We start from the raw sequence: 20,020 nt of genomic DNA on the forward strand, positions 1-20,020 counted from the left end.
GTCAGTTCTCAAGTGCGAGGTCGACAAGGCTGTCGATGTCCATGTCGTCGATCGAGCTCGCGGCCTCGGCGGGAGCCGGTGCGGCGGATGTCTTGCCCGCCAACGACAGGACGCTCTCCAGCAACCCGGCCTCGCGCAACGCCTCCAGCGACACCGACGCCACCATGCGACGGAGTTCGGACTCATCGGACTCCGCCACGGCAGGGAAGAGCGACTCGCGCACGTGCTCGGCGAGCACCTGCGGGCTCGGGAAGTCGAAGACCAGCGTCGCGGGCAGCCGCAGCCCGGTGGCCGTGGTGAGCTGGTTGCGCAGCTCCACCGCGGTCAGCGAGTCGAAGCCCAGCTCGGTGAACGCGCGATCGGGTTCGACCGCCTGTCCACCGGAGTGGCCCAACACCGTCGCCGTGTACTCGCACACCAGCTCCAGGACCGCCTTCGCCCGCGCGGACTCCGACATCCCGGCCAGTTTCTGCTGGTAGGAAACCGCTGTGTCCGCGCCGCGCACTGCTCGGCGAACTGGGGTTCTGACGAGTTCCTTGAACAGTGCGGGCAGTTCTCCGTTCTCCGCCAACGCTCGCAGCGCCGGCATGTGGAGCTTCACCGGCGCGAGAACCGAATCCTCGCCGCGCACCGCCGCGTCGAAGAGGCTGAGTGCCTCCGAAGCCGACATCGGCGCGAGGCCGCCGCGCGAGATCCGGGCGAGGTCGCCATCGCTCAGCGCCCCGGTCATCCCGCTCGCGTCGGCCCACAGGCCCCACACCAGCGACGTCGCCGGAACACCGAGACCGCGCAGACGGGTGGCGAAGGCGTCCAGGAAGGCGTTGCCGGCCGCGTAGTTGCCCTGCCCGGGGCCGCCGAGCGTGCCCGACGCCGAGGAGAACAACACGAACGCCGACAGGTCGAGATGAGCCGTGCACTCGTGCAGCGCGAGGGCCGCGTCCACCTTGGGGCGCAACACCTTCGTCACCTGCTCCGGCGTCAGCGACTCGATCACGCCATCGTCGATCACACCCGCCACGTGCACCACGGCGGTGAGCGGCCGGTCAGCCGGGATCTCCGCCAGCAGAGCGGAGAGCGCGGCCTTGTCCGCGACGTCGCACGCCGCGACCTGAGCGCCCATCGCGGCCAGCTCGGCGGCTCCAGGGGCGTCCATGCCGCGACGGCTCGTGAGCAGCAGGTGCCGCACGCCGTGCGCGGTCATCAGGTGCTTGGCCACAAGGGCGCCGAGCGTGCCGGTCGCGCCGGTGAGCAGGACCGTGCCCGAGGTGTCGAGCCCGGGGCCTTCGGTGGTGACCGCCGCGCGAACCATGCGCGGCGCGGTGGTCACGCCATCGCGGATCGCCAGCTGAGGTTCGCCCGTCGCGACCGCCGAGACCAGCTCCTGAGGGCTCGCCCCGGAGTTGTCCAGCAGCACGAAACGGCCGGGGTTCTCCGCCTGCGCGGCGCGGACCAGGCCCCAGATCGCGGCGTGGCCGAGGTCGGTTCCGTCCTGGCCGCCCTTGGTGAGCACGACCAGCGTCGAGTCGGTGAACTTGGCCGTGCTGAGCCAGGTCTGCAACGCCGCGAGCGCCTCAATGGTCACCTGGTGGGTCGCCGTGACCACGTCCTCCGACGAGGCGGGGAAGTTGATGAGCACCGTCGCCGGGCTCTCCGGTCCCCGCGCGAGCGCGAGCAGCCCGTCCGCGCCGCGCACATCGGCCCAGTCGGTGGGCACGGGCTGCGGCGAAGTCGCCACCGGCACCCAGTCGACGCGGTAGAGCGGGTTGCCCAGGTCCACCGCGAGCGGGCGCAGCGTGAGCGACTCCACCGTCGCGACGAGCCCGCCGGTACGGTCGGCGGCCACAAGCGAGACAGTGTCCCCCTTGTTCGAGGTCAGCCGCACGCGGAGCTGGGTGGCCCCGGTCGCGTGCAGCGATACTCCGTTCCAGGAGAACGGCATCAGGTCCTGCTTGCTGTCCTCGTCGGATTCGCGCAGGCCAACGGTCTGCACGGCCGCGTCGAGCAGCGCTGGGTGCAGCCCGAACGCCTCATCGCCCTGCGGCACCTCGACCTCGGCGAAGACCTCGTCACCCCGACGCCACGCCGCGCGAAGACCCTGGAAGGCCGGGCCGTAGTCGAAGCCGGTCTCGGCCAACCGCTCGTAGAAGCCCTCCAGCGCAACGGGAACCGCGTCGGTCGGCGGCCACGTCACGAGGTCGGCATCGAGGGTGGAAGCAGTGGGCGCGAGCCAACCGCTGGCGTTCAGCACCCAGTCCTCGTCCGCACGGGAGTGCACGGTGAGTTCGCGGCGGCCAAGCTGGTCCGGCTCCTCCACTCGGAGCTGGAAGCTCACCGCGCTGTCCTCGGCGAAGGTCAGCGGCGCGTAGAGGGTCAGCTCCTCCAGCAGCGCGCATCCGACCTGGTCACCGGCGTGGATCGCCAGCTCGACGAACGCGGTTCCGGGCAGCAGCACGGTTCCGCGCGCGGCGTGGTCGGCGAGCCACGGGTGCGCGCTGAGGCTGAGGCGACCGGTCATCAGCAGTTGCCCCGAGTCCGCCAGCGTGGTGAGCGCGCCGACGAACGGGTGCTCGCCCGCGCTGAGCCCGGCGGAGCCGAGGTCACCGGCCGCGGGTGTGGGCACGAGCCAGAAGCGCTGGTGCTGGAACGGATAGGTCGGCAGGTCGACGTGCCCGGTCACCGGCACCGACGGCGTCCAGTCCACCGCGACGTCCGCGATGTGCAAGCGTCCCAGCGCCGAGAGCACTCCGGTGGTCTCGGAGGTGTTCTTCGGCAGCGTCGCCACGAGCGTCGCGGCGCTGTCCTCGGGCAGGCAGCCCTGCGTCATCGCGGTCAGCACACCGTTGGGGCCGAGCTCGACGAACGTGCCGACCCGCTCCCCGACAAGGGTTTCGACGGCGTCGGCGTAGCGGACCGCTTGGCGCGCGTGACGGACCCAGTACTCCGCCCTGAACTCCGCGAATCCACCATCCACAGTGGACACAACGGGGATCTGCGGCGCGTTGTGGACCAGCTTCGAGATCGCAGCTTCAAAGGAAGAGAGCATCGGCTCCATCAGCGGCGAGTGGAACGCGTGGCTCACCCGCAGGCGCCGCGTCCGCACTCCGGCGAACTTCTCGCCGATGTCCAGCACCGCGTCCTCGTCACCGGCGATGACCACCGAGCTGGGGCCGTTGACCGCCGCGACGCTGACCCGATCGGTCAGCAGCGGCAGGACCTCGTCCTCCGTCGTGGCGATCGCCAGCATCGCGCCGCCGGTGGGCAGCGCCTGCATCAGCCGAGCCCGTGTGGTGACCAGCAGCGCAGCGTCTTCGAGCGAGAGCACGCCGGAGACGTGAGCCGCCGCGATCTCGCCGATCGAGTGGCCGATCAGGTAGTCGGGCGTGACGCCGTGGGCCTCCAGGAGCCGGTACAGCGCGACGCCGATCGCGAAGAGCGCGGGCTGCGTGAACTCCGTCTGGTCGAGTTCCTCCTGGCCCGCGAAGATCACCTCGCGCAGTGGACGAGGAAGGTGCGCGTCGAGCCGCACGCAGACCTCGTCCAAGGCATCGGCGAAGGCGGGGAAAGTGGCGTACAGCTCCTGGCCCATGCCCGCGCGCTGCGAACCCTGGCCAGGGAAGGCGAACGCGATCCGTCCCGGCTTGCCCGCGAGCCCCGACACCAGGCCCGGCGCGCTACGACCGGAAGCGAGCGCGGACAGGGCATCCTCGCCCACCACGACGGCACGGTGCCGCTGAACGGCTCGGCCAGCGATCAGCGCGTGCGCGAGGTCGACCGGACGGTGATCGTCGAGCAACGAGAACAGCTGGGAAGCCTTGTCACGCAACGCCTGCTCGGAGTGCGCGGACAGCACGAGCGGCACGACCTGGTCCGACGGGGACGCGGCGGTCTCCTCGAACGCGGGCGCGTGCTGGATGATCAGGTGCGCGTTGGTGCCGCTCACGCCGAAGGACGAGACCGCCGCCGTGCGCGGGCGTCCGGTCTCCGGCCAGGGCTGAGACGACGTGGCCAGCGCGATCTTGCCGGTGCTCCACTCGACCTGCGTGCTGGGCTGGTCGACGTGCAGGGTCTGCGGGATCGTCCCGTTGCCCATCGCGAGGACCATCTTCATCACACCGGCCACGCCAGCGGCGGCCTGCGTGTGACCGATGTTGGACTTCACCGAACCGAGCCACAGCGGCTCGTCGCGATCCTGGCCGTAAGTCGCGAGAAGTGCTTGCGCCTCAATGGGATCGCCCAGCGTGGTGCCGGTGCCGTGTGCCTCGACAACGTCAACGTCCGAAGTGGACAGTCCGGCGTTGGCGAGCGCCGCGCGGATCACGCGCTGCTGCGAAGGACCGTTCGGCGCGGTGAGCCCGTTGGAGGCGCCGTCCTGGTTGATCGCCGAGCCGCGAATCACCGCGAGCACCGGGTGACCGTTCTTGCGCGCGTCGGAAAGGCGCTCCAGCACGAGCATTCCCGCGCCCTCACCCCAACCCGTGCCGTCGGCGGCCTCAGCGAAGGGCTTGCAGCGGCCGTCCGGAGCGAGGCCGCGCTGACGGCTGAAGGAGATGAACGTGCCCGGCGTGGACAGCACCGTCGCGCCACCGGCCAGCGCCAACGAGCACTCGCCGCCGCGAAGTGCTTGTGCCGCAAGGTGCATCGCGACCAGCGAAGCCGAGCACGCGGTGTCAACCGTGATCGCCGGTCCCTCAAGGCCGAGGGTGTAGGAGATGCGGCCGGAGATCACCGCCGAGTTGCTTCCGGTGAGCACGTAGCCCTGGAGGTCGTCGGGGACCTGCTCGGGGTCGGCGGTGTAGTCGAAGCCGTTGGAGCCGACGAAAACGCCGGTCGCGCTGCCCTTGAGCCCGCGCGGGTCGATCCCGGCGCGCTCGACGGCCTCCCACGAGGTCTCCAGCAGCAGGCGCTGCTGCGGGTCGGTCGCGAGGGCTTCACGCGGGGACATCCCGAAGAAGTCCGCGTCGAAGCCCGCCGCGTCGTGCAGGAACCCGCCGTGCCGGGTGTAGCTCGTCCCAGCGTGGTCGGGGTCGGGGTGGTAGAGGTTCGCGACGTCCCATCCGCGATCGGTCGGGAACTCGGTGACCGCGTCGCGGCCCTGCGAGACCAGCTCCCACAGCTGCTCCGGTGCGGCGATGCCACCGGGGAAACGGCAGGCCATGCCGACGATCGCGATCGGCTCGTCGGTCGCAGCGGCCACCGCGACGGTGGTGGCGGTCGCGGTGTCGCCGACGAGCTTGGTCAGCAGGTGGCGGGCCATCTCGACGGGGTTGGGGAAGTCGAAGGCCAGCGTCGCGGGCAGCTGGAGCCCGGTCGCTGCCGCCACGCGGTTGCGCAGCTCGACGGAGGTCAGCGAGTCGAAGCCGACCTCCTTGAACGCCCTGCCCTCCTCGACCGCGTCGGAGTCGGAGTGCCCGAGGACCGTGGCGGCGTTGGCGCGCACCAGATCCACCATGATCCGCTCACGCTCGGCGGGCGAGGCCGCGGTGAGCTTCTGCACGAAGGCCGAGCCCGTGGCTTCCTCCGGTACGGCGGATGCGCGGGCGCGAACCACTGCGGGAATGTCGTTGATGAGCGGGCAGTGCGCGGTGGTCTGCGGGAAGCGGTCCCACTCGATCGCGGCCACGGTCAGCACGGTTTCGCCGTGATCGACGGCCTGCGCCAGCCCGGTGATCGCCAGCGCGGGGTCCATCGGCGGCATGCCCTGCTGGCGCATGCGCTCTTCCAGCTCCGCGCTGACCAGGCCTCCGCTGCCCCACGACCCCCACCCGACCGAGGTCGCGGGCAGGCCACGGGCGGTGCGGGTCTCGGCGAGCGCGTCGAGGTAGGCGTTGGCCGCCGCGTAGGCGCCCTGGCCGACATCGGGCAGCGTGCCACCGAAGGAGGAGAACAGCACGAAGGCGTCGAGCTGCACATCTGACGTCAGCTCGTGCAGGTGCCGCGCCGCGTCGAGCTTCGGCCGCAGCACTCCGGCGATGCGCTCCGGGGTGAGCTGGTCGAGCACCACGTCATCGACCACCCCGGCCGCGTGGATCACGGCGCTGAGCGGGCGGTCTGCGGGAATCTCTGCCAGAAGCGCGGCCAGGGCGGCACGGTCGGAGACGTCGCAGGCCGCGATGGTGACCTCGGCGCCGAGCGCCTTCAATTCGGCCTCAAGGGCGGCGGCACCGGGCGCGTCGGAGCCACGGCGGCTCGTAAGCAGCAGGTGCTCGGCGCCGCGTCCGGCCAGCCAGCGGCCGAGGTGCGCGGCGAGGGTGCCCGTGCCGCCGGTGATGAGCACGGTGCCGCTGGGCTTCCACTCCGGCGCGGTGGACGAGCCGAGCGGAGCCGGGGTCAGGCGGCGCGCGTAGACGCCCTGCGACCGCACGGCGAGCTGGTCCTCATCGGTACCCGCGAGCACAGCACACAGGCGCGCGGCGGTGCGCGCTTCGAAAGTGGCTGGAACGTCGAGCAAGCCGCCCCAGCGCTGCGGGATCTCGGCAGCGGCGGCGAGCGCGAGACCTCGCACTGCGGCCTGGTTGGGGCTGGTCAGCGGATCGCTCCGGCCGACAGAGACCGCGCCGGATGTCAACGTCCACAGTGGAGCGTCGATCCCGGCGTCGCCGAGCGCCTGCGTCAACGTGACCGTGGCGGACAGGCCCCTGGTCAGGCCGACGGGAAGCGGCTCCTCGTCGAGCGCGAGCAGCGAGAGCACTCCGGCCGCGCCCGTTCCGAGCTGCGCGGCGAGCGAAGCTCGGGAAGCGTCGGCGGGCACGGTGACACGGACGACCTCCGCGCCGCGTTCGCGCAGCACGTCTTCTACGGCGAACCACTCGTGCTCGATCGCCGGAACGACGAGCAACCAGGTGCCCGACAGCGCGGGCGAGCGCTTCTCGCTGACCGGCTGCCACGTCGACCTGTACCGCCAACCGTCCACAGTGGACTGCGTGCGGCGCTTGCGCAGCCACGAGGACAGCGCGGGCACCACAGTGTCCAAAGAGGACCGATCGGCGAGGTCCAGCGTCGCGGCGAGGGAGTCCAGGTCCTCGCGCTCGACGGCCGCCCAGAAGTCCGCGTCCATTTCGGACACAGCGGCCTCGCGCGAAACCAGCTCCAGCCAGAAGTTCTGCCGCTGGAACGCATAGGTCGGCAGGCCCACCCGTGAAGCGCCAGCGAAAAGCGGACGCCAGTCCACCGCAACGCCACGGGTGTGCGCCTCGCCGAGCGAAGTCACGAAGCGGTCGAGCCCGCCCTCGTCGCGGCGAAGCGAGCCCACGGCCACGACCTCGCCGCCAGCGGCCTCAGCGGTCGCCTGGACCGCCATGGTCAGCACGGGGTGTGCGCTGGCCTCGATGAACGAGCGGTAGCCCTGCTCGATCAGCGCGCGGGTGGCCTGCTCCAGGTGCACGGTCTGCCGCAGGTTTCGGTACCAGTACCCGGCGTCAACCGGCTCGTCCAGCCACTCCCCCGTCACGGTGGAGAAGAACGGCACCTCCGGCTCGCGCGGCGTGATCCCGGCGAGCACGGTCAGCAGCTCGTCCTTAATGGACTCTACGTGCGCGGAGTGCGAAGCGTAGTCCACCGGAACCGTGCGCGCCCGGATTTCCTCGGCCTCGCACTCGGCGACCAGCTCGGCCAACGCGTCGGGGTCGCCGGAGACCACCACGGACGCGGGGCCGTTGACCGCCGCAACCGAGATTCGGCCATCCCACCGCGCGATCCGCTCGTTCAGCGCCTCCAACGGCAACGAGACAGACACCATCCCGCCGCGACCAGCGAGCTGAAGGATTGCCTTGCTGCGCAGAGCAACCACGGCCGCAGCGTCCTCAAGGGACAGTGCGCCGGACACCGCGGCGGCGGCGATCTCGCCCTGCGAGTGGCCGATCACCGCAGCGGGCTCGACACCGAAGGAGCGCCACAGTGCCGCGAGCGACACCATGACCGCCCACAGCACGGGCTGCACGACATCGACCCTGGCCAGCGCCTCCTCATCGGAGAGCGCGTCGCGCAGGTTCCAGTCAGTGTGCGGGGCCAACGCGGCGGCGCACTCGTCGAGCCGGGCGCCGAACACCGGCGCGGAATCGGCCAGCTCCAAGGCCATGCCGATCCACTGCGAGCCCTGACCGGGGAACACGAACACGGTCCGCCCAGCCGCGCGCGTGGTGCCGGTGAGCACCGCCGGATCGGCCTCCCCGCGCACCAACGACTCCAGGCCGGAAGCAGCGAGCACGACCGCGCGGTGCTCGAAGGCGGAACGCGTGGTAGCCAGCGACAGGCCGAGGTCCTTGAAGTCGATCGACGGATTCGCGCGGAGGTGGTCGAGCAGGCGGGAGGCCTGGTCCAGCAGGGCGTTCTCGCTCTTGCCGGAGAGCACGAGCGGCGCGATCGGGTGGTCGATCGCCGGGTGCTCGGGCACCTCCTCGGCCACGACCTCTTCGGCGTCCTCATCGTCGGCGACCTCAACCGGAGGCTCTTCCTCGATGATCACGTGCACGTTCGTGCCGCTGATACCGAACGACGACACGCCCGCGCGGCGCGGTTCCCCGGTCTGCGGCCACGGCACGGTCTCGGTCAGCAGCGACACCGCGCCCGCCGACCAGTCCACGTGCGGGGTCGGCTCGGCGACGTGCAGCGTCTTGGGCACCACGCCGTGCTGGATCGCCAGCACCATCTTGATCAAGCCCGCCATGCCCGAGGCGGCCTGGGCGTGGCCGATGTTGGACTTGATCGAGCCCAGCAGCAGCGGACGGTCAGCGGGGCGCCCCTGGCCGTAGGTGGCCAGAAGTGCTTGTGCCTCAATGGGATCGCCCAGCGAGGTGCCGGTGCCGTGGGCTTCCACCACGTCGACCTGGCCGGCGGACAGGCGCGCGGTGGTGAGCGCCTGGCGGATGACGCGCTGCTGCGCCATGCCGTTCGGCGCGGAAAGGCCGTTGGAGGCGCCGTCCTGGTTGACCGCGCTCGCGCGGACCACAGCGAGCACCTCGTGGCCGTTCTTGCGGGCGTCGGAAAGGCGCTCCAGCAGCACGAGCGTGACGCCCTCGGCCAGCGACATGCCGTCGGCGGAGGCATCGAAGGCCTTGCAGCGGCCGTCTGCGGCGAGCGCGCGCTGACGGCTGAAGCCGATGAAGGAGCCCATGTTCGCCATCACCGCGACACCACCGGCCAGCGCCAGCGAGGACTCGCCCTGGCGCAGCGAGTGGCACGCGAGGTGCAGCGCGATCAACGACGAGGAGCAGGCGGTGTCGATGGTGACCGCAGGCCCCTCAAGGCCCAGGGTGTAAGCGATGCGGCCGGAGAGCACGCTCGGCACGGTGCCGGTGAGGATGTGCCCCTCCAGCTCCTCCGGCGCGTCCTCCACGGTCGGGCAGTAGTCGGAGTAGTTGCAGCCGACGAACGTGCCGACCTTGGTGCCCTTCAGGGAGTGCGGGTCGATGCCCGCGCGCTCGATGGTCTCCCACGAGGTCTCCAGCAGCAGCCGCTGCTGCGGGTCCATGGCCAGCGCCTCGCGCGGGGAGATCCCGAAGAACGCCGGGTCGAACTCGCCCGCGTCGTGCAGGAAACCGCCCTCGCGCACGTAGTTCTTGCCGTGCCGGTCGGGGTCGAGGTCGAAGCTGCCGTCGATGTCCCAGTTGCGGTTGACCGGCAGCTCGGAGATCACGTCCGCGCCCTCGGAGAGCAGGCGCCACAACGCTTCCGGCGAGTCGGCGCCCCCGGGAAGGCGGCAGCCGATGCCGACGATGGCGATCGGCTCCTGCGCGCGGTCCTCCACCTCGCGCAGGCGGCGCTTGGTCTGCCGCAGGTCCGCGCCGACGCGCTTGAGGTAGGCAAGGTACTTCTCTTCGGTGGACATCTGGGTGCTGCTCCTCGCCGTCGCTGCCGAACTCGGGTCTGACTCGCTCACAAGGACCCCATTTCCTTGTCCAGCAAGTCGAAGATGTCGTCCTCGGTGGCCGAGGCAAGGTCGTCGTCGGAGGTCTTGCGCGCCTTCGTGGAGCCGGACGAACGCTCGTCCCACTTCGCCAGCAGGGCCTGGAGGTGGGTGCGGATGCCCTCGCTCTCCTGCTCGTCCGCGCCGAGCGTGGACAGGGTCGCTTCCAGGCGGTCCAGCTCGGTGTGCGCGGCGGAGACGGAGGTGGTGTCCTCGCCGAAGAGCTCCACGCGCAGGAAGTCCGACAGCGCCTTCGCGTTGGGGTGGTCGAACACCACGGCCGCAGCCAGGTTGAGCCCGGTGGCCTTGCGGAGGCGGTTGCGCAGCTCGACGGCGGAGAGCGAGTCGAAGCCCAGTTCGCGGAAGGCCCGGTCCTCCTCCACCGCCGCCGAGCCGGAGTGACCCAGCACCGCGGCGGCCGTGGAGCGCACCAGCTCCAGCAACGCCTGCGCACGCTCCACAGTGGACGCTCGTGCCAGTCGACCGGTGAGCGACGAGTCCTTCTCGGCTTCTACGACAGGCACTTCCGTGAGCAGTCGCCGCGCCTCGGGCACGCCGGTGATCAGCGTGCTCGGCCGCGCCGAGGTGAACACCGGGACGAAGCGGTCCCAGGTCACATCGCCCATCGCGACGAAGGTCTCGTCCCGGTCGAGCACCCGCTGCAACGCGCTCAGCGCGAGGTCGGTGTCCAGCATCGCCAGGCCCTGGCGCACCGTCCGCTCGGAGACCTCGGCCTCGCGCGCGGCGTGCTCGCTGTTGTCGAAGGCGTTGCGGGCGGCCCAGATCCCCCACGCGATGGAGGTCCCGGGCAGGCCGCGACCCCTGCGCTGCTCGGCGAGCGCGTCGAGATAGGTGTTCGCGGCGGTGTAGGCCGCGTGCTCGCCGCTGCCCCACACCCCGGAGATCGAGGAGAACAGCACGAACGCGTCGAGATCGTCGTGGTCGAAGATCTCGTCGAGGTGCCGTGCTCCGGTGACCTTGGCGTGCACGACGTCGGCGAACTCCGCCAGGGTGGTGTCGGCGACGAAGCCGAGTTCGATCACCGCCGCCGCGTGCATCACGCTGCGGATCGGCGTGCCCTCGGCGGCCACTCGCTCGACCAGTTCGGCGAGCGCGGCCTTGTCGGTGACGTCGCAGACGGCCAGCGTGACGCGGGCGCCAAGCGCGGTCAGCTCCTCCACCAGCTCGGGCGCTCCGGGCGCGTCGGCTCCACGCCTGCTGGTCAGCACCAGGTGCTCGGCGCCGTTCTGCGCCAGCCAACGCGCGAGTTCCCTCGCCAGCACGCCGGTGCCGCCGGTGATCAGTACCGATCCGCGCGGCTTCCAGTCCCTCGTGACCGGAGTGTCCACAAAGGAGGATCGGACGAGCCTGCGCGCGAAGAGCCCTTCCGGCCGCACAGCGATCTGGTCCTCGTCACCGGCTCCGGCGAGCACGCCCGCGAGGCGGGTCAGCGTCCGATCGTCAGCGGTTGCGGGCAGGTCGACCAAGCCGCCCCAGCGGCGCGGGAACTCCAGCGCGACGGTCCGGCCCAGGCCCCACACAGCCGCCTGGTCGGGACTGCTCACCGCGTCGGTCGTGCCCACGGACACCGCGCCCCGAGTGAGGCACCACAGCGGAGCCTCGATCTCGGCTTCGCCCAGCGCCCGCACCAGCTCCAGGGTTCCGGCGAGGCCCACGGTCAGCCCCGGGAACTCGGCGAGCTGAGACGTGTCCAACGCCAGTCCGGAGATCACGCCAGCCAACGGCGGGAGCTTGCGCAGTCGAGCCACCAGCGCGGCGCGGTCGGTGACGGAGTCCAGCTCGATGCGCTCGACGGTGCCGCCGTGGTTCTCGATCGCAGCCGTTGCCTCATCAAGGCCGGAGATGACGAGCCAAGTTCCCGAGATGCGTGGGTTCGCGGCGTCGGCGACCGGCTCCCAACCGATGCGGTAGCGCCAACTGTCCACAACAGACTCTTCGCGCTGCTGCTTGCGCCACTGAGACAAGGCGGGCAGAACGGTTTCGATGGCCGACGCGTCGGGCAGGGCCAGGGTCGTGGAGAGCGAATCGAGGTCTCCGCGCTCGACGGCCTGCCAGAACTCCGACTCCGCCGGGCTCTCAGCGATCTGCTCGGCGCGCGGCTCCATCTGCAACCAGTAGCGCTCGTTCTGGAACGCGTAGGTCGGCAGATCGACCCGGCGGCCACCAGCCGTCGCCTGCGCCCAGTCCACGGCCACACCGTTGACGTGCGCTTCGGCCAGCGAGGTCAGGAATCGCCGAAGACCACCGTCTTCGCGGCGCAGCGAACCGACCACGGTGGCCGGAGTGCCGGTCTCGTCGATGATCTCCTGCACCGCCACGGCCAGGCCGGGGTGCGGGCTCGACTCGACGAGCGCGTGGTGGCCGTCAGCGAGCAGCCTGCGGATCGTCTGGTCGAAGTGGACGGTCTGGCGGAGGTTGCGGTACCAGTACTCCGCCGTCAGCTCGGCCGTGTCGATCGGCTCGCCGGTCACCGTGGAGTAGAACGGGATCTCCGAGCTGCGCGGCCGGATCGGCTCCAGCGCGGTGATCACCTGCTCGCGGATCTCCTCCACATAGGCGGAGTGCGAGGCGTAGTCCACCGGGATGCGGCGGACGCGGATGCCTTCTGCGGCAAGCTCTTCCATCACGGCGGCCAGCGGGTCGACCTCGCCGCAGATCACCACGGACGTCGGGCCGTTGACGGCGGCCACGGACAGGCCGGGGTAGGACGCGATCCGCTCGCGCACCTGCTCCACCGGCAGCGAGACCGATCCCATGCCGCCGAGACCGGCGAGGTCTTCCGCAATGGCCTTGCTGCGCAGAGCAACCACGCGGCAAGCGTCCTCAAGGGACAGTGCGCCCGCGACGCAGGCGGCGGCGATCTCGCCCTGCGAGTGGCCGATCACCGCTGCGGGCTCGACGCCGTAGGAGCGCCACAGCGCCGCGAGGGAGACCATCACCGCGAAGGTGGCGGGCTGCACCACGTCCACGCGCTCGAAGCCGGGCGCTCCGTTCAGGATCTCGGTCAGCGAGAAGTCCACGAACGGCGCGAGGGCTTCCTCGCACTCGCGGATTCGCGCTGCGAAGACCGGCGAGGTGCGCATCAGCTCCACGCCCATGCCGAGCCACTGCGAGCCCTGGCCGGGGAACACGAACGCGACTCGGCCGGACTCCCCGGCAAGGCCCTGCACCACGTTGAGCGGCTCTCCGCCACTCGCCAGTGCGTCCAAAGTGGACAGTGCTTCGTCGCGGTCGGCCACGACGGCGACCGCGCGGTGGCGGTGCTTCGTCCTCGCGGTGAGGGTGTGCGCGACGTCGAGCAGACTGGCGTCGTCGAGCCGGAGCTTACGTGCCTGCGCCGCAATGCCTTCGCGGCTGCTAGCAGAGATCAACAGCGGCAGGAACTCGGGCGCCGCGACCGGTTCAACCACGGTCTCGATCGCCGGAACCTGCTGGATGATCAAGTGCGCGTTCGTACCGCTGACACCGAAGGACGAGACAGCCGCAGTGCGCGGACGGCCCGTCTCGGGCCACTCCACAGCTTCCGTGGCGAGGCTGATGTTGCCTTCGCTCCACTCCACGTGGGTGCTGGGCTGGTCGACGTGCAGCGTGCGCGGGACGACGTTGTGCCGCATCGCCATGACCATCTTCATCACTCCGGCCACACCAGCGGCGGCCTGCGTGTGCCCGATGTTGGACTTGATCGACCCCAGCCACAACGGCTCCGACCGATCCTGCCCGTAGGTCGCGAGAAGCGCCTGCGCCTCAATCGGATCGCCCAGCGTGGTACCAGTTCCGTGAGCCTCCACCACATCAACGTCCGAAGTGGACAGACCGGCGTTCACGAGGGCCTGGCGGATCACGCGCTGCTGCGAAGGACCGTTCGGCGCGGTCAGGCCGTTGGACGCGCCGTCCTGGTTCACCGCAGAGCCGCGAATCACCGCGAGCACCGGGTGGCCGTTCTTCTGCGCGTCGGAAAGACGCTCCAGCAACAGGATTCCCGCGCCTTCACCCCAGCCGGTGCCGTCGGCGGCGTCGGCGAAGGGCTTGCAGCGGCCATCCGGGGCCAGGCCGCGCTGACGGCTGAACTCGATGAAGGTCTCCGGCGTCGCCATCACGGTGACACCACCGGCCAGGGCCAGCGAGCACTCGCCGCCGCGAAGTGCCTGCGCCGCAAGGTGCATGGCCACCAGCGACGACGAGCACGCGGTGTCGACAGTGATCGCCGGGCCTTCCAGGCCGAAGGTGTAGGAGATCCGGCCGGACGCCACGCTCGGCGCGCTGCCGTTGCCCACCTGGCCCTCGAAGCCGTCCGGGATCGCGGGCTGCAAGCGGCTGGCGTAGTCGCTGTACATGACGCCCACGAACACGCCGGTCGACGTGCCCTTGAGCGAACGCGGGTCGATGCCGCCGCGCTCCACGGCCTCCCACGAGGTTTCGAGGAGGATGCGCTGCTGCGGGTCGGTCGCGAGGGCTTCGCGCGGGGACATCCCGAAGAATCCGGGGTCGAACTCCGCCGCCTCGGCCAGGAACGCGCCGTTGCGGGTGTAACTGGTCCCCACGTGGTCGGGGTCGGGGTGGAACAGCGTGTCCAGCTCCCAACCACGATCGGCCGGGAAACCGCCGACCGCGTCCCGGCCCTCGGACAGCAGCTCCCACAGCTGCTCAGGAGTCCGCACACCGCCTGGGTAACGGCAGGCCATGCCGACGATCGCGATCGGCTCATCAGCGGCGACCTTCGTCATCGCCACCGCGGCCGGAGCGGCACTGCCGAGCAGCTTGGTCAGCAGCAGAGCGGCGATCGCGGCCGGGTTCGGGTGGTCGAAGACGAGCGTGGCGGGCAGCGAGACCCCCGCCGCCGCGGCGAGCCGGTTGCGCAGCTCGACCGAGGTCAGCGAGTCGAAGCCCATCTCCTTGAACGCCCGCGTCGCGGTGACCTGGTCGGTCCCGCTGTGGCCCAGCACGGCCGCCGCGGTGGTGCGGACCAGGTCGAGCAGCACGCGCTCGCGCTCGGCCTCCGCCAACGTCGCCAGCCGCTGCGCGAGCCCGCCGGTGGGCGCGGTGCCCGCGACGGAACGCTTCGGCGTGGCACGGACCAGTCCGCGCAGCAGGGGCGGGACGGTCGTGGCACCGCGCAGCGCCGAGAGGTCGAGGCGCAGCGGCACGATCACTGCCTCGTCGACCAGGTGCGCCCCGTCGAGCAGCGCCAGCCCGGTGTCGGAGGGCACCGGCAGCATGCCCGAGCGCGCCATCCGCTCGACGTCGGCGTCGGTGAGGTGCGCGGTCATCCCGCTGCGCTGCTCCCAGAAACCCCACGCCAGCGAGGTCGCGGCCTGACCAGCGGCGCGGCGGTGCTGTGCGAGGGAGTCCAGGAACGCGTTCGCGGCGGCGTAGTTGCCCTGGCCCGCGTCGCCGAACGTTCCGGCGGCCGAAGAGAAGAGCACGAACGCTTCGAGGTCGCTCGTCAGCTCGTGCAGGTTCCACGCCGCGTCGACCTTCGGCCGCAACACGGCGTCCAGCCGCTCCGGCGTCAGCGACGTGACCAGCGCGTCGTCGAGCACTCCGGCCGCGTGAACCACCGTGGTGACGGGGTGTTCCTTCGGCACTTCAGCGAGAACGCGCTCCAACGCGGCACGGTCGGCGGCGTCGCAGGCCGCGACGGTCACGTTGGCACCGAGCGAAGTCAGCTCAGCGACCAGGTCCTCAGCGCCCGGCGCGTCCATGCCCCGGCGGCTGGTGAGCAGCAGGTGATCGGCACTTCCGCCCAGCACGAGGTGACGCGCGACCAGAGCACCGATCGCCCCGGTCCCACCGGTGATCAGCACGGTGCCCGCCTCGGCCGCCGCCACGTCACTGTCCACAACGGACGAAGGCACGGCGCGCACGAGTCGCGGAACGAGGACGTCCTTGCCCCGCACAGCGATCTGCGGCTCATCGGCCACCAGAACGGCCGTCGCGGCATCATCGAGGTCGAGCAGCGTGAAGCGACCGGGGTTCTCCGCCTGAGCGGAACGCAACAGCCCCCACACAGCGGAGTTCGCCAGGTCGGTGACGTCTTCGCCGGTCTTGGTCGCGGTGGCCCCACGCGTGGTGATCACCAGGTGCGTCTCGGCAAGGCGCTCCTCCGCGAGCCACCGCTGCACCAACGCCAGCGCACGGTGGGTCGCGGCGTGCACCGACTCCACCATCTCGCCGGTGCTCCCGGTGAAGGAGACGAAGACGACCTCGGGAAGCTCGCCGTCAAGCAGAGCGTCGATCTCAGCAGCGTGCGGACCGATCTCCGCGCTGGTGCGCTCAACAACGGGCGCGGTCGCCGGAACCCACTGCACGCGGTAGAGCGAGTCCATGCCTGTGCTGGACAGCTGGTCCGCCGAAACCGGCATGGACACCAACGACTCAATGGTCGCGACCGGCGCTCCGGTGGTGTCAGCGAGCCGCAGCGAGACAGCGTCGGAACCGTTGCGCGTTAGGCGAACCCGCAGCGCCGAAGCTCCGACAGCGTGCAGCGAAACGCCACTGAACGCGAAAGGCAGGCTGGCCGCGCCGCTAGAACCCAGCTCTCCGACCTGAAGCGCCGCGTCGAGCAGGGCGGGGTGCAGGCCGAAGCCGGACACGTCCTGCGCCGGGTCGAGCGCGACATCGGCCAGGATCTCCGCGCCGAGCTTCCACGCGGCACGCACACCCTGGAAGGCGGGACCGTAGTCGTAGCCAGCCTCGGCGAGCTTGTCGTAGAAGCCGTCGAGGTCGATCGCGGTAGCTCCGGCAGGCGGCCACGCGGACTCGGCGAAACCGGCCGCAGCGCCCACCGCGAGCACACCGCTGGCGTTCCTGATCCACTCCGCATCCTCGCGGGAGGAGTGCACCTGGATCGCGCGCTTGCCGGATTCGTCAGCGGCACCAACCCAAACCTGCACGAGGACGCTCTCGCGCTCCGGCAGCAGCAGGGGCGCTTCGAGGGTCAGCTCGTCGAGCAGGTCGCAGCCCGCGACGTCGCCCGCCCGGATCGCCAACTCCACGAAAGCCGCTCCGGGCAACAGAACGGTGCCCATGACGGCGTGCTCCGCCAGCCAGGGATGCGTGCGCAGCGACAGCCTGCCGGTGAGCAGCAGCCCGCCGTCCACAGCGAGGCCGACCTCCGCGCCCAGCAGCGGGTGGTTCGCGCCGCGCAGCCCGGCAGCGGAGACGTCACCGACGGATAGCGGCGTTTCCAGCCAGTAGCGCTCGCGCTGGAAAGCGTAGGTCGGCAGATCGATGGTCCGAAGTGGACGGTCGAGCCACGAAACGTCCGCGCCACGGACGAACGCTCCGGCCACCGAGCTGAGGAAGCGGTCCAAGCCGCCCTCGTCGCGACGCAGCGAGCCGACCGCGAGCCCTTCACGACCACTGTCCTCAATGGACGCCTGAACGCCGACGGTCAGCACCGGATGCGCGCTGGACTCGACGAAGATGCCGTGGCCCAGCTCGACGAGGCGGCGAACCGTCTGGTCGAAGTGGACGGTCTGGCGGAGGTTGCGGTACCAGTACTCGGCGTTGAGGCCCGTGGTGTCGTACAGGTCGCCGGTGACACTGGAGTAGAACGGGATCTTGGCCGCACGAGGCGAGATCGGGCCGAGCACGGTCAGCAGGCGCTCGTGGATCGCCTCCACATAAGCCGAGTGCGAGGCGTAGTCCACCGGGATGCGGCGAACACGAACGCCCTCGCCATCGAGCTGAGCGAAAAGCTCGTCCAGCGCGTCCGGCTCGCCCGCGACCACCACGGAGTCGGGACCGTTGACGGCGGCGACGGAAATCCGTCCTTCCCAACGGGAAATGCGGTGGTCGACGTCCTCGATGGGCAGGGCGATCGAGGTCATGCCGCCCTTGCCCGCCAGCTCCTCGGCGATGACCTGGCTGCGCAGCGCGACCACCCACGCCGCGTCTTCGAGCGAGAGCGCGCCAGCCACGTAGGCGGCGGCGATCTCACCCTGCGAGTGGCCGACCACGGCCGAAGGCTGCACGCCGTAAGAACGCCACAGCGCGGCGAGCGACACGTTCACCGCGAACAGCACGGGCTGCACGACGTCGACCCGCTCCAGCGACGCGGCACCGGGCTCGCCGCGCAGCACGGCGAGCAGGTCCCACTCCACGAACGGTTCGAGGGCCGAAGCGCACGCCTCGATCTCCGCGCGGAAGGCGGGCGCGGTCTCCAGCAGCTCCACGGCCATGCCCGCCCACTGCGACCCCTGGCCGGGGAACACGAACACCACGCGCGAGGAGCCTTCGACGACTCCGCTCACCACACCCGCTGCGGGAAGATCGTCGACAAGCGCGTCGAGCCCGGCGCTCAGCTCCGCGCGATTGTCGGCCACGAGCACACCCCGGTGCTCGAACAACTCCCGCGTCGTGGCTAGCGAGTGGGCGAGGTCGCCCAGCGCGATGCCGGAATGGGCGTCGAGGTGCTCACGCAGCCGCGAAGCCTGTGCCCGCAGGGCTTCCTTCGAGCGCCCGGAGAGCACGAAAGGCAGTACACCCGCAAGCGATTCGACCGGAGCCGAATCATCCTCCGGCGCCTCTTCCAGGATGACATGGGCGTTGGTGCCACTCATCCCGAAGGACGAAACACCCGCGCGGCGGGGATGACCGTTGGGCTTCCACTCCACGTCCTCGGTCAGCAGCGCGACCGCGCCGGAGGACCAGTCCACGTGCGGGCTCGGCGCGTCGATGTTGATCGTGCGCGGCAGCACTCCGTTGCGAAGCGCCATGACCATCTTGATCACACCGGCCACGCCCGCGGCGGCCTGGGTGTGGCCGATGTTGGACTTCACCGAGCCCAGCAGCAGCGGCTTCTCCGGCGAGCGGTCGCGGCCGTAGGTGGCCAGGACCGCCTGCGCCTCGATGGGATCGCCCAGCGTGGTGCCGGTGCCGTGCGCCTCGACGGCGTCGACCTCGTCGGCCTTGAGCCCCGCGTTGGCCAGCGTCTGCAAGATCAGCCGCTGCTGCGAGGGGCCGTTCGGCGCGGTCAGCCCGTTGGAGGCGCCATCCTGGTTGATCGCCGAGCCCCGCACCACTGCGAGCACCTTGTGGCCGTTGCGGCGCGCGTCGGAAAGCCGCTCCAGCACGAGCATTCCCGCGCCCTCGCCCCACGCGGTGCCGTCGGCGGCGGCCGCGAAGGGCTTGCAGCGGCCGTCGGCGGAGAGCGCGCGCTGCGTGCTGAACGCGACGAAGGAGCCGGGGTTGGACAGCACCGCGACACCACCGGCGAGCGCCAGCGAGCACTCCCCCGCCCGCAGCGACTGCGCGGCCAGGTGCAGCGCCACCAGCGAGGACGAGCACGCGGTGTCCACGGAGACCGCGGGCCCCTCAAGGCCGAGGGTGTAGGAGATGCGGCCCGACGCGACGCTCAGGGTCGCGCCGGTCACCAGGTAGGCCTCGGCGCCCTCCTCGGCCTCGTGCAGGCGGGGGCCGTAGTCCTGCGGCTCCGCGCCGACGAACACGCCGGTCTGGCTGCCGCGCAAGGACTTCGGCCTGATCCCGGCGCGCTCAAGGGCCTCCCACGCCGTCTCCATCAGCAGCCGCTGCTGCGGCTCCATGGCCAGCGCCTCGCGCGGGTTGATGCCGAAGAAGGCCGGGTCGAACTCGGTGGCCCGGTTGAGGAAACCGCCCTCCCGGGTGTAGCTGGTGCCCGGCCGCTCACCGGTGGGGTCGTAGAGGCCGTCGACGTCCCAGCCCCGGTCGGCGGGGAACTCCGAGATCGCGTCCCCGCCCGCCAGCAGGAAGTCCCACAGCTTCTCCGGGCTGTCCAGGTCGCCGGGGTAGCGGCAGCCCATGCCCACGATCGCGATCGGCTCGTCGGAGCCCGCGGCCACCGAAGGCGCGAACACCGCGTCGCCCAGGCCCAGCGACTCGGCCAGCAGGTGCTGGGCCAGCGCGATCGGCGTCGGGTAGTCGAAGGCCAGCGTCACCGGCAGGTCGAGCCCGGTGGCCGCGCCGAGCCTGCGGTGCAGCTCGACCGCGGCCAGCGAGTGCAACCCCAGCTCCCGCAACGGCCGGTCGGGTGCGACGGCCTCCGGTCCCGGCAGCTCCAGGGCGGCGGCGGCCTCGGCGCGCACCAGCTCCAGCAGCACGCGGTCGCGCTCGGCT

The 20,020-nt window shown here is 71.0% G+C and carries 2 protein-coding genes and 1 pseudogene; all 3 read right to left on the reverse strand.

Features of this window, described 5'->3' with window-relative positions; all coding sequences use genetic code 11:
* Position 1: 1 nt before the first annotated feature.
* Positions 2 to 9,823 carry a type I polyketide synthase gene (locus ABD798_RS26830; RefSeq protein ID WP_344880352.1) on the reverse strand — a complete coding sequence of 3,274 codons (9,822 nt, stop codon included), beginning with the start codon at positions 9,821 to 9,823 and terminating at the stop codon, positions 2 to 4.
* Positions 9,824 to 9,870: 47 nt separating this feature from the next.
* On the reverse strand, positions 9,871 to 16,284 hold the full coding sequence (locus tag ABD798_RS37250) for a type I polyketide synthase (protein ID WP_425549276.1): 6,414 nt from the start codon (positions 16,282 to 16,284) through the stop codon (positions 9,871 to 9,873).
* Positions 16,273 to 20,004 (reverse strand): annotated as a pseudogene (locus tag ABD798_RS37255) (type I polyketide synthase); the annotation flags it as partial. The gene ABD798_RS37250 and the pseudogene ABD798_RS37255, both read right to left, overlap by 12 nt.
* Positions 20,005 to 20,020: the final 16 nt, after the last annotated feature.

The organism is Allokutzneria multivorans (assembly GCF_039537405.1).
GTDB classification, from domain to species: Bacteria; Actinomycetota; Actinomycetes; order Mycobacteriales; family Pseudonocardiaceae; genus Allokutzneria; species Allokutzneria multivorans.

Bases quoted from the DNA above. Each gene is read 5' to 3' on its own strand.
- ABD798_RS26830 (WP_344880352.1), bottom strand. From the start codon at position 9,823: ATGTCCACCGAAGAGAAGTACCTTGCCTACCTCAAGCGCGTCGGCGCG.
- ABD798_RS37250 (WP_425549276.1), bottom strand. From the start codon at position 16,284: ATGCCGGTTTCGGCGGACCAGCTGTCCAGCACAGGCATGGACTCGCTC.